The following is a 15,860-nucleotide window of genomic DNA, read 5'->3' as shown; positions in this document are numbered from 1 at the left end:
TCGACCGGTCAGAGCTGTGCGGGCATGCTCCAGCAGTTGGAGGCGGCCTTCTTGCCCGACAGCCGGTCGGTCAGCCAGGAGATGGCGTCGCCCTGGTCGGTGAGCAGTGGAGCGAAGTGGTTGAGCAGCGCGCTGCCGACATTGGGCAGGACGACGCCCTTGTACGTGACGTCGGCGCCCTTCTTGCACCAGTCGACGGCGAGTTGGCGTGCCTGTCCGTGCGGGACGAGGTTGTCGCTGAGGCCCGTCGCCAGACGCACGGGGCCGGACGGTTTGAGCGTCCCGATGCGCTGGCTGTCCAGGAACGCCTGCAGCGCGGGCGTCGCGGCGATGATGTCGCTGATGGACCGTCCGTCGGTCGTCCACTTGGTGCTCTTCGCGTAGCCATAGCCGAAGAGGGCGTCCCCGACGCACATGGTCGACAGGTCGGAGAGGGCCGTCTTGCCCGCCGCGTTGAGATGCGCCTCGGCGATGGGCTTCAGGGACGGGTCGGACTGGAGGAAGCCGTTGAGCGACCAGCCCAGCGCGCCGGCGAGTTCGCTGCCGTCGATGGCCTTGGTGACCGAGGTCAGATCGGCGGGCGGCGCGCCCGCGTAGGTCCCGGCGAGCGTGACGTCGGGGGCGTAGGAGGACTGCAGTTCGGCCGCCGAGGCGGTCGCTCCGCCGCCCTGGCTGTATCCGAACAGTCCCACCCGGGAGGCGGAGGTGATGGAGGCCCCGCCGACCGAGCGGGCGGCGCGGACGGCGTCCAGCACCGCGTGCCCCTCGTCGACCCGGTTGACGTAGGTGTGCAGCCGGTCGGTCGCGCCGAGGCCGGCGTAGTCGGTGACGACCACGGCTATGCCCTTCGCGAGAAGGCGGTAGATCGCCAGATCCTCGTAACCGACGGACACGGTCTGGCCGTTGAGGTTCAGCGGGTGCTCCAGGCCCATGGACGCGGCGCACTGGTCGCCCTGTCCCATGGTGCCGGGTGCCACCGCGACCAGGGGGCGTGGTCCGTCGCCCTGCCAAGCGGCGGCGGGTTCGATGTAGGCGCCGGTGACGGCCACCGGCCGGCCGTTCGAGTCCGTGGACTTGTACATCAGGCGGGTCGCGGTGCCGGGGAGCGGTCCGTCCAGGCCCGGCAGGCTGAGGGCCAGTGGCAGGGGCTCGGTGCGGATGAGGGTGCCGTTGGCGGCGGGCAGGGTGGTGGGCGGGCTGTAGAACGCCGGGATGGTGACGCCTCGGGAGACGACCTCGTCCGCCGCCACGGCGGCGGTGTCCGAGAGGGCCTGGGCTCCGAGGCAGGCGGCAGCGGTGACTGCTGCGGCCATGAGCCGACTGCGTGCGGGCATGGCGAACCTCCTGTGGAAGCGGCTGGCAGAGAGGTGCACAGGTGAAACCGGCACGGGAACGCGGCCGTCCCACGGGCCGGTCCATGCCGCACTGAAGTGGTTCGCCAGGACCTTACCTGCGAGTAAGTTACTCGTGGTAGCACCGCGCAGGTTACGGTTCGGTAATTTGACAGGATGTCTAATTACGCGCCGCGGCGGCTACATGGTGTAGCGGTGAGCGCTCCTGAACTGGAGCTCTGTGTCGACGTTCACCTCGACAAGAGGGCCGGCGTCACTCCCCGCAGAAGGCGCGCTTCCCCATCGCCGACTCGATGCCGCCGAGAATCAGCCTCTGGAACTCGGCGGCACCGGCGTAGGAACCGTCGGTGGAGAACGCCCGCGCGTCATGGCCGAGGGTGGTGAGCCAGGCGCGGCCGCCGTCGTAGTACTGGCACCAGGCGACCGGATGGTCCTTGCCGTGCCCGGGGTGGTGGTAGTTGCCGGCCACACCCTCGGCGAGGGTGCTCTCGTCGACCTCGGCCAGGACACGGACCTTCGAGGGGGCCGGGATCAGGTTGTACCACTCGTCGGTGAAGGTCCAGGCCGACGGCAGCGAGGCGGTCGAGGCGTCCTTGCGGCCCACCACGCGTACGGTGCCCGGTTGCACCGGCCCGTGGTCGTAGAAGTTCGCTCCGCCCAACAGGCCCTCGTACCAAGGCCAGTTGTACTCCGTACCGAAGGCGTTGTGGATGCCGACGAAACCCCCGCCGCCCCGGACGTACTGGCGCAGCGAGGTCTGCGCGGCGTCGTCGAGTGTGTCGCGGCTCGTGGAGAAGAAGACGACCGCGTTGTATCGGAACAGGGTCGCCGGGGACGCCAGTTGGGTGACGTCCTCGGTGTAGTCGACCCGGAAGCCGTTGTCCGCGCCCATCTCGACGATCGCGTTCTGGACGACGTTCGCGGTGGTGAGCGGCGGGTTGAGTCCGGTGGACAGGGCCGGTCCGAGGTTGGCGTGGCGGGGGCCCGCGGTACGTGTGTAGAGCAGGATCCGGTAACCCTGGGCGGCGTCGAAGTTGCCCCAGTCGTGGTAGCAGCGGGGGTTCGTGCCCCGGCACACGCCGTAGTCGGGGTCGCCCAGTTCCTGTGCGCCGTGGCCCACCCGGCCCTGGGCGAAGCTGACGGTGGCGGTGGCCACGAGGGCGCTCAGCGCGACGCCCAGTGCTGCGAATCTGGCTCTCGATGTCATGGTCGACTGCCCTTCCTCAGCTCACGACGATCTTTCCGGTGCTCTGGGGTGCGATCGGGTCGTTGTAGAAGTACTCGCCGGGTGTCTCGAAGGTGTGCGTGTACGACTGGCCCGGCATGAGCAGCCCGGTGTCGAACTCGGCCTCGAAGAACGACACGGCGCCGTGCGCGGACCTGTTGTCCGCCGGGTTGGTGAAGGTGACGGTCGTGCCGGCCGGGACACGCAGGTGCTGGGGCGCCATGGCGTTCTGGGCCACGAGGTTCTCCGTCGTCCCCGGCGCCTGGGTCGCGCTGTTCCACACGCGGCCCAGGGTGACGGTGTCGCCGGTCACCGCGGCGACGCGGATCTGGTTGCGGCGCGAGGGAGGGGTGGGGGCGGCGGCCGGTCCGACGGTGCCGCCGAGCTTGAACGCCCACAGGCTGTCCCCTTTGGGGATGTCGGGATACGGCAGCCAGTTGCCGCCGGCCAGGACGGCGACGTACTGCTCTCCGTCGATCTCGTACGTCAGCGGGCTGGTGTTCACCCCGGCGCCGCACTGCCAGCTCCACAGCTGCCGGCCGTCACGGTCGTCGAGGGCGGTGAGGACACCGTCGGGACGGCCCTGGAACAACAGGCCCCCGGCGGTGCTCAGTACGCCGTTGCCGTGCGCGAGGGACCAGTCGCCCTCGCGGCGCCAGGCCACGGTGTTGGTGCGCGGGTCGACCGCGGCGAGACCTCCGGCGAAGTACTCGCCCAGCGGGCGGGCGGTGTTGACGCGTCCGCCGCGAGTGTTGGAGTAGGCCGAGTTGATCAGGCCGTAGCCGACGTAGACGAGGCCCGTGCGGTGGCTGAAGGAGGGGAAGGCCCAGTCGGCGCCGCCGCCCGCACCGGGGAAGAGGATGGTGGCGCGGTCCCAGAAGACCTCGTAGATCCCGCCGGTGGGATAGAAGGGGACCGGCCGGGTGGCCTTGTCCAGGCGGGGCTCGCTCTCGACGAAGGGCTCGCCGCCGGGGAAGGGCTGGGTGGGGGCGGTCTTCTGGAGCGCGTGCTGCGGTACGGCGCGCTCCTCCATCCCGTGGACGGGCTTTCCCGTGACGCGGTCGAGGATGTAGTACATGCCGGTCTTGCTGCCGTAGACGACGACCCGGCGCTTCCGCCCGTCGATCAACAGGTCCGCCAGGACGGGGGACATGACGTTGTCGTAGTCCCAGATGTCGTGGTGGACGGACTGGAAGTGCCAGCGCCGTTCGCCCGTCTTGGCGTCGATGGCGACCAGGCAGTTGGAGAACAGGTTGTCGCCGGCGCGTGAGGAGCCGTCGGTGCGGGGGTAGGGGTTGCCGAACGTCCAGTAGACCAGGCCGAGTTCGGGGTCGATGGCAGGGTGGATCCAGCACACCGCGCCGCCGTTCTTCCAGGAGTCGCCCGCCCAGGTGTCGTGGCCGTACTCGCCGGGGCCCGGGGTGCCCCAGAACGTCCAGGCGAGTTCCCCGGTCGCTGCCTCGATCGCGTATCCGCGGCCGCGGGCTCCGGCGGTGCTGCCCTCGGTGCCGATGTAGATCAGGCCGTCCCAGTAGACGACCGCACCGGCCAGACCGCCCGAACTGCCCCCGCACTGACCGCTCTCGGGGTCGCAGCCGGGGTCGCCCTGGTCCTCGACGAGCAGCTCGCGGGTCCAGACCACGGCACCGGTCTTCTGGTCCAGGGCGTGGACGACGTTGGCGCCGGAGATGGTGAAGGCGAGCCCCTGCCCCAGGGCGACGCCGCGCATGTTGGTGGTCTCGGTGCCGACGTCGGTCTTCCAGCGGACGGCTCCCGTACGGCCGTCGACGGCGAAGACGTTCTGCTGGGTCGTGACGGCGTAGAGGATGCCGTCCTGCGCGATGACCGCGCACTGCTGATGGGCCGAGGTGGACCCGCCCTCCAGGTTGAGGTGCCAAGCCCCGCGCAGCGTGCGGACGTTGGTCGTGGTGATCTGCTTCAGCGACGAGTAGCTGTGGTTGCCGAGGTTGCCGCCCGCCTTGGGGTAGTCCTTGGCGGTGGCCCGGTGTGACTGGGACGGCACGGGGAGCGCCAACTCGCCGGAGTTCTCGGCTGCTTGGGCGACGGACGTGCCGAGCAGGGCGACGGTGCCCGCCGTCCCGAAGGTCGTCGACGTGAGAAAGCTGCGTCTGTCCATGATCCCTCTTTCGTGGCATGCACCTGCAGGCATGAAGTGGGTCAGGCAGTGGGGGAGGGAGGAGCGCTGCGGCTCGTGGTCCGCTGTACGGTTTTCAGAACCCGTAGTGCGGTTGCCGATACGTTAGAGATGGGCCCCGAGTGTGGCAAGGGGGTGTAGCACGACTTGTTCAGTCGTCGAGGCGGGCGGGCAGCACGCTGCGCGGGATCGGGCCCTTGTTCCGGCGGCCCTGCCCCATTTCCTCCCAGGCGTGGGCGAGTAGGCCCACGGAACGGCTGAGGACGAACAGACCGCGGGCGAGCGGCGCGGGAAAGCCCAGTTCGGCGTAGATGACGGCGGTGGCGCCGTCGATGTTCATGGGCACGGGACGGGGATGTCGCAGCAGTGCTTCCTCCACGGCCAGGGCGGCGTTGAGGTGGTCGCCGTGGACGATCCCGTCCTCGACCGCCTGGCGGACCAGGCCGATCAGCGGGTCGCGGCGCGGGTCGACCGGGTGGAAGCGGTGTCCGAAGCCGGGCAGATAGCGGGAGCGCTGTTGCCACTCGGCCATGACCGCGCGAGCCGCGTCCGCCCAACTGCCCTCGCTCGCACGGCGGTTGCGGATGTCCTCCAGTAGCTCCACGCACTGCTGCCCGGCACCGCCGTGCGAGTCGCCGAGCATGTTGACGCCGGTGGCGATCGCGTTGTTGAGGCCGATTCCGCAGGTGGCGGCCATGCGGGTGGCGGCGATCGAGGGGGCCTGCGGGCCGTGGTCCACGCCGGCGACGAGAGCGGCCTCCAGCAGGGCCGACTCGCGGGCGCCGGGCAGGTCGCCGCGCAGGAGCAGCCAGATGACGTCCACCAGGCCGACGGAGCCGATCAGGGACTGGACGGGGCGGTCGCGGAGCTCGATGCTGCCGGGTTCGATGTGGCTGATGGCGGTGGCCCACCACTGCGCGCTCTCGTCGGCGCTCATGACGCGGCCGCCTCCTCGGCGGCCTCGGACGCCCAACGGCGGGCCAGACGTTGCCGTTCGTGGTTGTGCTCGCCGAGCAGCGGGGGACTGGTCAGGGGTGCGAACGCCTCCCCGTCGAAGAGCACGCCGCTGCCCACCACCCGCAACGGTTCCCCGGCGCGTCCGGGGTGCTCCAGTTCGGCGACGAAGCGGCGGTGGTCCAACTGCGGTTGTTCCAGGGCCTGTGGCACGGTCAGCACGCGGGCGGCGGGCACTCCGGCCGCGTTGAGCTCGCTCTCCCACGCGGCCGCCGGCTTGGTCGACAGGGCCGCGTCGAGGGCGGCGTTGAGCTCGGCGCGATGGGTCTTGCGCTGTTCCCGCTCGCTGAAGCGCGGATCGGTGACGAGTTCGGGTGAGCCCACCAGGTGGCAGAGGGTCTCGAACTGGCGCTGCTGATTGGCGGCGATGTTCAGGGGCCCGTCGAGGGTGTGGAAGGTCCCGGAGGGAGCCGCGGTGGCGTTCTGGTCGCCCAGGGGCCTGGGCGGGACTCCGCTGACGAGATAGTTCGACACGGCCCAGCCCATCGCCGACAGGGACACCTCCAGCATGGAGACGTCCAACCGGCTGCCCTGTCCGGTGCGTTCGCGGTGCAGAAGAGCCGCGCTGATGGCGAGGGCGGCCATCAGGCCTCCCGTGGTGTCGCAGATCGGGAAGCCGACCCGCTGGGGCGCCGTGTCGGGGGTGCCGGTGATGCTCATCATTCCGGTCAGGCCCTGGACGATCTGGTCGTAGGCGGGGGCGTCGCTCATCGGGCCGGTGTGACCGAAGCCGGAGATGGAGCAGTAGACGAGGCGTTCGTTGATCCGGCCGAGCCGGTCCGTGTCGTAGCCCATCCGGGCCAGGACGCCCGCCCGGAAGTTCTCCAGCAGGACGTCGGCGCCGCCCAGGAGGGTCTCGAAGCAGGCCTGGTCGGCGGGGTCCTTGAGGTCGAGTTCAAGAGATTTCTTGCCCGCGTTCTGGGCCAGGAAGGAGGCCCCGATGCCGTCGCGGTTCAACGCGGGATCGGGGCCGAGACTGCGCGCGAGATCGCCTTGCCCGGGTCGCTCGATCTTGACCACTTCGGCGCCCAGGAGCATGAGTTGGTAGCTGCAGTAGGGCCCGGCCAGCACGTTCGTGAGGTCCAGAACGCGGATGCCGTCGAGCGGGCGGACGTGCATGGGACGTCTCCTTCCGGGCGCCGCGCACGGCGCCGGTTGCCGGCGTGTTCGTCAGCCGCGCGGCCCCAGGGGGTGGTCGAAACCCTGGGAGGCGATGCGCGCGGCCACCTGTGTCAGGTCGTGCGCGAAGTCCTTGGTCACGCGGTCCGGGATGCGCGCGGAGGGGCCGCTGAGCGAGAGCGAGGCGACCACCACGCCCGAGTGGGTCGTGATGGGCACGGCGACCGCCGTCAGGCCAACGTCACGCTCGCCGTGGCTGATCGCGTAGCCGCGTGTCGTGGCCTCCTCGGCCCACTGCCGCAGCTGCTCGACATGTGCCACCCCGTGCGGCGAGGCGGCTGCGACCCGCTGGAGCAGACCGTCGGTCGCCCCGATGAGGAGCACCTTGGACGAAGCGCCCGCCCACAGGGGCAGTTCATCACCGACCCGCACCACGTGCCGCAGCGGCTGTGGGCTCTCCTGCTGGGCCACACAGACACGGTGGATGTCACGGCGGATCATCAGGTTCGCCGTCTCACCGCGCCGGTCGGCCAGATCCCGCAGCAGTTTCTGTGTGTCCGGCGGCAACTCCCAGCTGGTGTGGGCGAGATGGGCCCAGCGCCACAGCCCGGGTCCGGCCGAGTAACCGGCGGGCGTGGCCCACAGCAGCCCGTACTGCTCCAGGGTCTGCACCAGCCGCACCACGGTGGTCTTCGGCAGTCCGGTGGCCTCGACCATGTCCCGCAGCGGAACGGTGGGCTGATCCTCGGTCAGCAGCGACAGGATGTCCAGCGCCCGGCGCACACTGCGTACGCCGCCCTGGCCTTGCTCCGCGTCCACGGTCTCTCCTTCACGGCTCGGGGAAACGCGCCGGACCTGCCCGCCGTACGGGCACCGGCACCTGGGGCGACAGCTTCCACCAGTCCGGGTTCCCGGGAGAACCGCCGGTCGCGACTTCCTTTCGCGCGGCCTCTTGCCACGGACTCCCGGCGCCCGTACGTTACACGCCAGTCCGCACAGCAGTCCACGAAAACCACCAGATGGTTTTTGGAGGTGTGATGCTGCAAGACCTCCTGAAGGCGGCCGGCGGAACCGACGTCGTCGAGGTGCTCCCTTTCGTCTCAGGCTCGTGGGGCGGCGAGGGCCCGCTCCTGGAACGCACCGGCCCCTACCTGCGCCGCACGGTCAGCCGAACCCCGACCGCGACCCCCACCGAGATCGACCTCGCCCTCACCAAGGCCCGCGCCTACGCCCCACAGATCGCGGACCTCGCCCCCGCCGCACGCGCCGACATACTGGAGACCGCCTCCCGAGCGGCCCGGGCCCACCGCGACCCACTCGCCCGCCTCCTCGCCCTGGAACTGGGAAAACCGCTCAAGGACAGCCGCACCGAGATCGACCGCGTGGCCTCCACCTTCGCCGTGTGCGCCGCCGAGGCCCGCCGGATCGACGGCGAGACCCTCCCGGTGGCCGGCTGGTCCACGGGCATCGGCAACACCGCCTTCACCTACCGCGCACCGGCCGGCGTCGCCCTCGCCATCACCCCGTTCAACGCCCCGGCCAACCTCCTCGCCCACAAACTCGGCGCCGCCTTCGCCGCCGGCAACACGACCCTCGTCAAGGCGCCCCCGCAGGCCCCGGCCACCTCCGCCGCCGTCGTCGCCCTGCTCCTGGACAGCGGCATGCCCCACCAGGCGGTCCAACTCCTGCACGGCTTCGGCGACATCGGCGCCGTACTGTGCGCCTCCGAACAGGTCGACGTCATCAGCTTCACCGGCAGCGCCACCACCGGCACCGCCGTGGCCCGCGCCGCGGGCGCCAAACGCCTCGCCCTCGAACTCGGCGGCAACGCGGCCACGATCGTCTGCGAGGACGCCGACCCCGCAGCGGCCGCCGCGGTCTGCGCCCGCACCGGCTACAGCAACTCCGGCCAGAGCTGCATCTCCGTCCAGCGCGTCTACGTGCACCGCAGCCGCTGCGCCGACTTCCTCGACGCCCTCACCGCGGCCGTGGACGCACTCGTCGTCGGCGACCCCTTCGAGGACACCACCGACGTCGGCTCCATGGTCGACGAGCAGGCCGCCGAGCGCGTGGTCGCGTGGACGAAGGAAGCCAAGGACATGGGCGCCACCATCGTCCGCGGCGGCACCCGCGACGGCGCAACGGCCGCACCGACCATCGTCGCCGACCCGCCGCCCACCGCCTCGGTCGTCGTCCACGAGGTCTTCGGCGCCCTCGTGGCCGTGCTGCCGTACGACGACTTCGACACCGTCGTCGAACAGTGCAACGCGAGCCGCTACGGACTCCAGGCAGGCCTGTTCACCCACGACATCGGCCGCATCCTCACCGCCTGGCGGCGCCTGGAGGTCGGCGGCCTCATCGTCAACGGATCCTCCAACTTCCGCCTCGACCACGTCCCGTTCGGCGGGGTGAAGGACTCCGGCTTCGGCCGCGAGGCTCCCCGCTGGCTCATCGACGACTTCACCGTCGTCAAGACACTCGTCCTGCGCGGTCTGTCCGTCTGGGGCGATCGCCGAGAGCTGCCCGGGGAGGGTCAGTGACGACCGCGGCCGAGGCCCTCGTTGCCCAACTCGCCTCCTACGGCGTCGAATACGTCTTCGGCACCTGCGGGCACACCAACATCGCCCTCCTCGACGCCCTCGGCCCCAGCCCCATCGAGTTCGTCATCGCCCGCCACGAACAGGCCGCCGCCCACGCCGCCGACGGCTACGCCCGCGCCACCGGCCGCCCCGGCGTCCTGCTCACCCATGTCGGCCCCGGCATGATGAACGCGGTCACCGGCGTCGCCACCGCCGCCCTGGACTCCATCCCCCTGGTCGTGATCACCGGCGACATCCCCTCCTACTACTCCGGCCGCCACCCCCACCAGGAGGTCAACCTCCACGCGGACGCCGACCAGAGCGCGATCTACCGGCCGTTCTGCAAACGGACCTGGCAGGTCCAGCACGTGCGCGACCTGGCCCGGATCACCGAGCGCGCCTTCTGGACCGCGACCAGCGGCCGTCCCGGAGCGGTCCTGATCAACGTCCCCATGGACCTGTTCAGCCGTCGGATCGAGCCCTACGACGGTGCGCATCCGTTGCCCGTCCACGTGAGCCGCCCCGGACTGGACGAGGCGAGCGCGGCCCGCATCGCCGAGGCGCTCACCGAAGCCGAACGCCCGCTGATCTACTTCGGCGGCGGTATCCGTGAACCCCGGGCCCGCGCAGCCCTGTCGGAACTCGCCGAGCATCTCGACATCCCGCTCGCCCACTCCCTGATGGGCAAGGGCATCGTGCCCGACCGGCACCCGCTGCTGCTGGGCATGCCCGGCTTCTGGGGACTGGACAGCACCCACCGGCACACCAAGGGCGCCGATGTCGTCCTGGCCCTGGGCACCCGGTTCGCGGAGACCGACGCCAGCTCCTGGGAGAGCGCCCACACCTGGAACTTCCCGCCTAGCCGGCTGATCCAGATCGACCTCGACCCGGCGGAGATCGGCCGCAACTACCCCGTCGAGATCGGCGCGGTGGCCGACGCGGGACTCGCACTCGACGCCATCACCGCGGCGGTGCGCACCCGACGACCCCGGACGGTGACCCGGCCCGGACTGCGCGAGGCCATCGCCGAAGCCCGCCACACGGTCTTCTCCGCCGCCCGGGAAGCCGGCCGCAGCGACGACTTCCCGCTCCGCCCCCAGCGCATCCTGGCCGACCTGCGCGACGCCCTGCCCGCTGACGCGGTGCTGGTGACGGACGTCGGCTGGAACAAGAACGGCGTCGCCCAGTGCTACGAACTCCCCGCCGAGGGCCGCTTCATCACCCCCGGCGGCGCCTCCACCATGGGATTCGGACCGGCCGCGGCCGTCGGCGTCCAGATCGCCGAGCCCGACCGGGCCGTGGTCGCCCTGATCGGCGACGGCGGCATGAGCGCCCAACTGCCCGCCGTACCCATGGCCGTGGAACAGGGCGCGCCCGTGCTCTTCGTCGTCATGAACAACCGCGCCCACGGCACCATTGCCGACCTCCAGGCCTCGGCCTTCGGCCGGTCCTACGGCTGCGAGTTCACCGACGCGCAGGGACGGCCGTACAGCCCCGACTTCGCGGGCTACGGCGAGACCTGCGGGGCCGACGGCTACGCCATCGCCGCACCCGGCGACCTGGCCAAGGCCCTCCGCGACGCCCTCGCCCGACGCCGTCCCGCGGTACTCGACGTACCGATGGTCAACGAGCCGGTGCCTACGCCCGGCCACTGGAACATCAAGGACATCTACGCCGGCAGATTCCCCGACGGCGCCAACTGACCTGCTCAGCAAGCCGCTTCGACCTCCCCCACACCTCTTCACCCACCACACGTCTTCCATGAGGTGACCGCAATGTCCCGCTCCCCGAGGCCTTCGGCCCCACGCACCATGCTCGTCGGCGCCGTCGCCCTGGCCGCGGCTCTGGCCGCCTGCAGCGCCCCCGGTGACGACAGCGACGACGCCAAGTCCGACTCCGGCCCCATCAAGATCGCCGTCGTGGACGCCCGCAGCGGCCAGCTGTCCTCCCTGGGCGACTGGGAGTGGAAGGGCGCCAAGCTCGCCGTCGACGAGTGGAACAAGAAGGGCGGCATCGACGGACGCAAGATCCAGATCAAGTCCTTCGACGACCAGGGCGACCCCACCACAGGCACCAACCTCGCCCGCAAGATAGCCAGCGAGAAGTACATCGCCATGATCGGCACCGCGGAGAGTGCGGTCACCATCGCCATGGCACCCGTCCTGAAGCAGTCCGAGATCCCCAACATCACCTCGGGCCAGGCGGACGCGCTGGTCGAGCAGAAGAGCGAGTTCCTCTTCCTCAACGGGCCCACCAGCACGACCTACGACACCACGCTGGCCAAGTACCTGATCCAGGACAAGGGCTACCAGCGGATCGCGGTGATCACCAACAACGGATCCTTCGGCAAGGGCGAGCATGACGCCTTCACCAAGGCCGCGGGCGACCTCGGGGTCAAGGCGCTCACCGACCAGGTGGTGACCACCGACCAGAAGGACTTCAGCGCCGCGCTCACCGCGATCCGCTCCAAGAAGCCACAGGTCGTCTTCATCGGCTCCGAAGAGGTCGAGGCAGGGCTCATCGTCAAGCAGGCCCGCGACCTGGGCATCACCGCCCCCTTCGCCGGCGCCGCCCCGCAGGGCACACCCGTCTTCATCGACACCGCCGGCACGGCCGCCGTCGAGGGCACCATCGTCAGCTCGCCCTACCTCAGCAACGACAGCAGCCCCGCCGCCCAGAAGTTCGCCGCCGCCTACCAGGCCGCCTACGGCGAGGAGGCCGAACTGCACGGCGCCAAGGCCTACGACGGCGCCAACATCCTGCTCACCGCCCTGAAGTCCAGCAAGGTCGCCACCGGCAAGGAACTCGCCGACGCCATCCGGGCCACGCGCTACGACGGACTGCTGGGCCGGTTCCGGTACGGCGAGAACGGCGTCGGGATCACCGAGACCAGCATCGGCGTCATCCGCGACGGCAAGCTCGTAGAGGAGAAGTGAGACCGTCGTGCAGGAGACCCTTCAGACACTGGTCGGCGGCCTGAGCCTCGGCGCCGTCTACGCCCTGGTCGCCATGGGCTTCTCGCTGGTGTACCGGACGATGGGCCTGGTCAACTTCGCCCACGCCGACATCGCCATGATCGGCGCGTACGCGGCCTCCACCTTCTACCTCACCTCGCACCTGCCCTTCGCGCTCGCCATGGTCGTCTCCATCGTCATCACCGGCGCGATCGGCCTGGTCATCGAACGCGTCCTGAGGCCGCTGGAGAACAAGGACTTCGACCTGATGCTGATCGGCACGATCGGCTTCGGGATCGTCCTGCAGGCGGTGGCCATCCTCATCTGGGGGAGTACGGGGCGAGCCATGCCCTCCCCGGTGCGGACCGCGCCGCTGGACCTCTTCGGGGTGCGGGTGCGCACGTACGACCTGCTGGTGATGGCGGTCGCCGCGCTCGCCGTCGTGGGCCTCGGCTTCTTCCTGTCCCGCACCAAACGGGGCGTGGCCATGCAGGCCGTCGCCATGGACCACGAAGCCGCCACCGCGGTCGGGATCAACGTGGGCCGCAGCAACGCCCTCGCGTTCGCCATCGGAGCAGGCCTGGCCGCCCTCGCCGGCGGTCTGGTCGGCCCCATGCTCTACGTGGACGCCTCCCTCGGCGGGGCCCTGGGCATCAAGGGCTTCGCCGCGGCCATGCTCGGCGGCTTCGGCTCCATCCACGGAGCCGTCGTCGGCGGCATCGCCATCGGCGTCCTCGACTCCTACACCGCCGGCCACTTCCAGGGCTACTCGGTCCTCGCCACCTTCCTCGTCTTCACCGTGGCGATCATGATCCGGCCCATGGGGATCTTCGGCGAAAGGACGGTCAGCCGCGCATGAAGTCCCGCCTCGCCGCCGTGGCCGCACTGGTCGTCGCCGCCTGGGCCCTGCCGTACGGCCTGGGCAGCTACACCATCCACGTCGTCGACATCGCCCTCATCTACGCCCTGCTCGCCATCGGCATGGGTCTGGCCATGGGCATCTCCGGCCAGATCAACCTCGCCCAGGTCGCCTTCTTCGGCGTGGGCGCCTACGTCGTCGCGATCCTCACCACCGACAACGGATACGGCTTCTGGGTCGCCGCCGTCCTCGCCGTCCTGGCCACCGCCGCCACCGGCCTCTTCGTCGGCATCCCCGCCCTGCGCATGCAGTCCCACTACCTCGGCATCGTCACCCTCGGCCTGGCGCTGGGCTTCATCAACTGGATCACCAACGCCGACGTCACCGGCGGCGCCGACGGCATCTCCGGCGTCCCCGTACCCACCCTGCCCGGCCTGGACCTGTCCAGCGAGTACCTCTACTACTACCTGGAAGTCGTCGTCTTCGGCGCGGGACTCGTCTTCGGCCTGTTCGTCGTCCACACCTCACTGGGCCGCCGACTGCGCGCCATGCGCGACGACGCCCTCGCCGCCGGCGCCATGGGCGCGGAGATCCCGCTGCTGCGCATGACGGCCTTCGTCCTCGCCAGCCTCTACGGCGGCCTGGCGGGCGTCCTCTACGCCGGACTCATCCGATACGTCGCACCCGAGACCTTCTCCATCGGCAACATGTTCATCCTGCTGGCCATGGTCATCATCGGCGGCCGGCGTTCGCTGGTCGGCTGCGTGGTCGGCGCCGTCGGCCTCACCCTGATCCGCGAATGGCTCTCGGACTTCTCCGCCTACGCCCAACTCGGCTACGGCGTGGTCGTCGTCCTCATGGTGGTCTTCGCGCCCACCGGCCTGGCCGGCATCCCCGCCCGCCTGCGGGACCTCTACCACCGACGCTTCGGCAGTGGTGACACCCGGGCCGAACTGCGCCCCTTCACCCCGTACCCGCCGGGACCCCGGCCGGCCAAGGACCAGACCCTCCTCGCCGTCCAGGACATCACCAAACAGTTCCGCGGACTGCGCGCTCTCGACGAGGTGACCCTGACGGTCAGGGCGGGGGAGATCAGAGGAGTCGTCGGCCCCAACGGGTCGGGAAAGACCACCCTGTTCAACGTCATCAGCGGCTTCTACCGCGCCACGTCCGGCACGGTCCGCTTCGCCGACGCCGACACCACCACGGCCCGCCCCTACGTCCTGTCGCTGGCCGGAGTGGCCCGCACCTTCCAGAACCTCCGGCTCTTCGGTCAACTCACCGTGCGGGAGAACATCCTGGTCGCCCTCGACCGCACCCGCACCCGCACCATCTGGCAGTACGCCGTGTGGCAGCCCGGCGTCCTGCGCCGCGAACGCCGGCTGCGCGCCGAGGCCCAGCAGCTCCTCGACCGCTACGGCCTCGCCGACTTCGCCGAAGCGGCCCCCGCCGCCCTGCCGTACGGCATCCAACGCCGTATCGAGATCGCCCGGGCCATGGCCGCCCGCCCCCGTCTGCTCCTGCTCGACGAACCGGCCGCAGGGCTCAACGGCGAAGAGGTCCAGCAACTGGTCCGTATCGTCCGCTCGATCAGGGACAGCGGGACCACCGTCGTCCTCATCGAGCACAACATGGGCCTGGTCATGTCCCTGTGCGAGAAGGTCACCGTTCTGTCCAGCGGCAAGGTCATCGCCGAGGGCACCCCCGGCGAGGTCGTCGCCGCGCCCGAGGTCATCGAGGCCTACCTCGGCGACTCCGACCTGTCCGAACTCGGCCTGAGCACCGAACTGCCGGCTCCGCGCCCGGCCCCCGCCGAGGAGACCACCTCATGAGCGTCAGCAGGGCGGGCGAGGCCGAACGCCTCACCGTGGAGGACCTCAGCGTCCACTACGGCGGCGTGCGAGCCGTACGCTCCATCGGCTTCACCGTCGCTCCCGGTGAGTCGGTCGGGATCATCGGCGCCAACGGAGCCGGCAAGACCTCAACGCTCAAGGCACTCATGGGACTTGTGCCCCGCAGTGGCGGCCGCATCCGCCTGGGCGAGCGTGACCTCACCAAAGTGCGAGCCCGGGACATGGTCCGCCTCGGCATCGGATACGTCCCCGAGGGTCGCCATGTCTTCCCCGGACTCCCCGTGGAGAAGAACCTGATGCTCGGCGCGTACTCGCGCGCCTGGGACAAGGAGACGTACGGCCAACTCGACCAGATCCACACCCTGTTCCCCGCCCTCGCCGGAATGCGCGACCGGCTCGCGGGTGCCCTGTCCGGCGGCGAACAGCAGATGCTCGCCATCGGCCGGGCCCTGATGACCCGCCCCCGTCTGCTCGTCCTGGACGAACCCTCGATGGGCCTGTCACCCAAACTCGTCGGCAGCATCCTCGACGTCCTGCTGACCCTGCGGGGGGAGGGGCTCAGCCTGCTGCTCGTCGAGCAGAACGCGAAGCTCACCTTCGGCGCCACCAGCCACTGCCTGGTCATGGAGAACGGGGAGGTGGCCATGAACGGCCCCTCCGATGAGCTCCGTCACGACCCCCGGGTCAGGGAGGTGTACCTGGGCCTGTGAAGGGACTTCCCCGCAGCCATGCGAGTTGGTAGAGATAACG

Annotated in this window: 12 protein-coding genes; 6 read left to right on the top strand and 6 right to left on the bottom strand. The window is 70.3% G+C overall.

All coding sequences use genetic code 11. The features are described from left to right. Positions 1–8: 8 nt before the first annotated feature. The 6 genes from OHU89_RS05210 to OHU89_RS05185 form a co-directional block, all read right to left on the bottom strand. The gene (locus tag OHU89_RS05210; RefSeq protein ID WP_405640225.1) at positions 9–1,334 is read right to left on the bottom strand and encodes an alpha/beta fold hydrolase; all 1,326 of its coding nucleotides are present in this window, start codon (positions 1,332–1,334) and stop codon (positions 9–11) included. 271 nt (positions 1,335–1,605) lie between these two features. Beyond that, positions 1,606–2,559, bottom strand: a complete 954-nt coding sequence (locus OHU89_RS05205; RefSeq protein ID WP_405640223.1) for a ThuA domain-containing protein — start codon at positions 2,557–2,559, stop codon at positions 1,606–1,608. Positions 2,560–2,575: 16 nt separating this feature from the next. Then, a complete protein-coding gene (locus OHU89_RS05200) occupies positions 2,576–4,714 on the bottom strand; it encodes a PQQ-binding-like beta-propeller repeat protein (RefSeq protein WP_405640221.1) in 2,139 nt (712 codons plus the stop codon). A gap of 169 nt (positions 4,715–4,883) precedes the next feature. After that, entirely contained in the window at positions 4,884–5,669 is a 786-nt protein-coding gene (locus OHU89_RS05195) for a citryl-CoA lyase (RefSeq protein ID WP_405640219.1), read from the bottom strand. Next, complete coding sequence (locus tag OHU89_RS05190; protein ID WP_405640217.1) at positions 5,666–6,865, bottom strand: CaiB/BaiF CoA transferase family protein; 1,200 nt, start codon at positions 6,863–6,865, stop codon at positions 5,666–5,668. Before OHU89_RS05190 ends, OHU89_RS05195 begins: the two co-directional genes overlap by 4 nt. Before the next feature lie 51 nt (positions 6,866–6,916). Next, on the bottom strand, positions 6,917–7,684 hold the full coding sequence (locus OHU89_RS05185) for an IclR family transcriptional regulator (RefSeq protein WP_405640216.1): 768 nt from the start codon (positions 7,682–7,684) through the stop codon (positions 6,917–6,919). Positions 7,685–7,902: 218 nt separating this feature from the next. Between OHU89_RS05185 and OHU89_RS05180 the strand changes: the two genes are divergently transcribed. From OHU89_RS05180 to OHU89_RS05155, 6 genes are all read left to right on the top strand, one after another. Next, positions 7,903–9,405 carry an aldehyde dehydrogenase family protein gene (locus OHU89_RS05180; protein WP_405640214.1) on the top strand — a complete coding sequence of 501 codons (1,503 nt, stop codon included), beginning with the start codon at positions 7,903–7,905 and terminating at the stop codon, positions 9,403–9,405. Continuing rightward, complete coding sequence (locus tag OHU89_RS05175) at positions 9,402–11,147, top strand: thiamine pyrophosphate-binding protein (RefSeq protein WP_405640212.1); 1,746 nt, start codon at positions 9,402–9,404, stop codon at positions 11,145–11,147. The genes OHU89_RS05180 and OHU89_RS05175 overlap by 4 nt, the downstream gene beginning before the upstream one ends. A 72-nt stretch (positions 11,148–11,219) precedes the next feature. Further along, positions 11,220–12,380, top strand: a complete 1,161-nt coding sequence (locus tag OHU89_RS05170) for an ABC transporter substrate-binding protein (protein WP_405640210.1) — start codon at positions 11,220–11,222, stop codon at positions 12,378–12,380. Between the two features lie 7 nt (positions 12,381–12,387). Continuing rightward, a complete protein-coding gene (locus OHU89_RS05165; RefSeq protein WP_266897183.1) occupies positions 12,388–13,257 on the top strand; it encodes a branched-chain amino acid ABC transporter permease in 870 nt (289 codons plus the stop codon). Then, complete coding sequence (locus OHU89_RS05160; protein ID WP_405640207.1) at positions 13,254–15,089, top strand: ABC transporter permease subunit; 1,836 nt, start codon at positions 13,254–13,256, stop codon at positions 15,087–15,089. Before OHU89_RS05165 ends, OHU89_RS05160 begins: the two co-directional genes overlap by 4 nt. Continuing rightward, on the top strand, positions 15,086–15,820 hold the full coding sequence (locus OHU89_RS05155; RefSeq protein ID WP_405640205.1) for an ABC transporter ATP-binding protein: 735 nt from the start codon (positions 15,086–15,088) through the stop codon (positions 15,818–15,820). The genes OHU89_RS05160 and OHU89_RS05155 overlap by 4 nt, the downstream gene beginning before the upstream one ends. The last annotated feature ends 40 nt before the right edge of the window (positions 15,821–15,860 follow it).

It is taken from the genome of Streptomyces sp. NBC_00019, from assembly GCF_045041015.1.
GTDB lineage: Bacteria > Actinomycetota > Actinomycetes > Streptomycetales > Streptomycetaceae > Streptomyces.
This window is presented reverse-complemented; position numbering and strand designations above follow the sequence as displayed.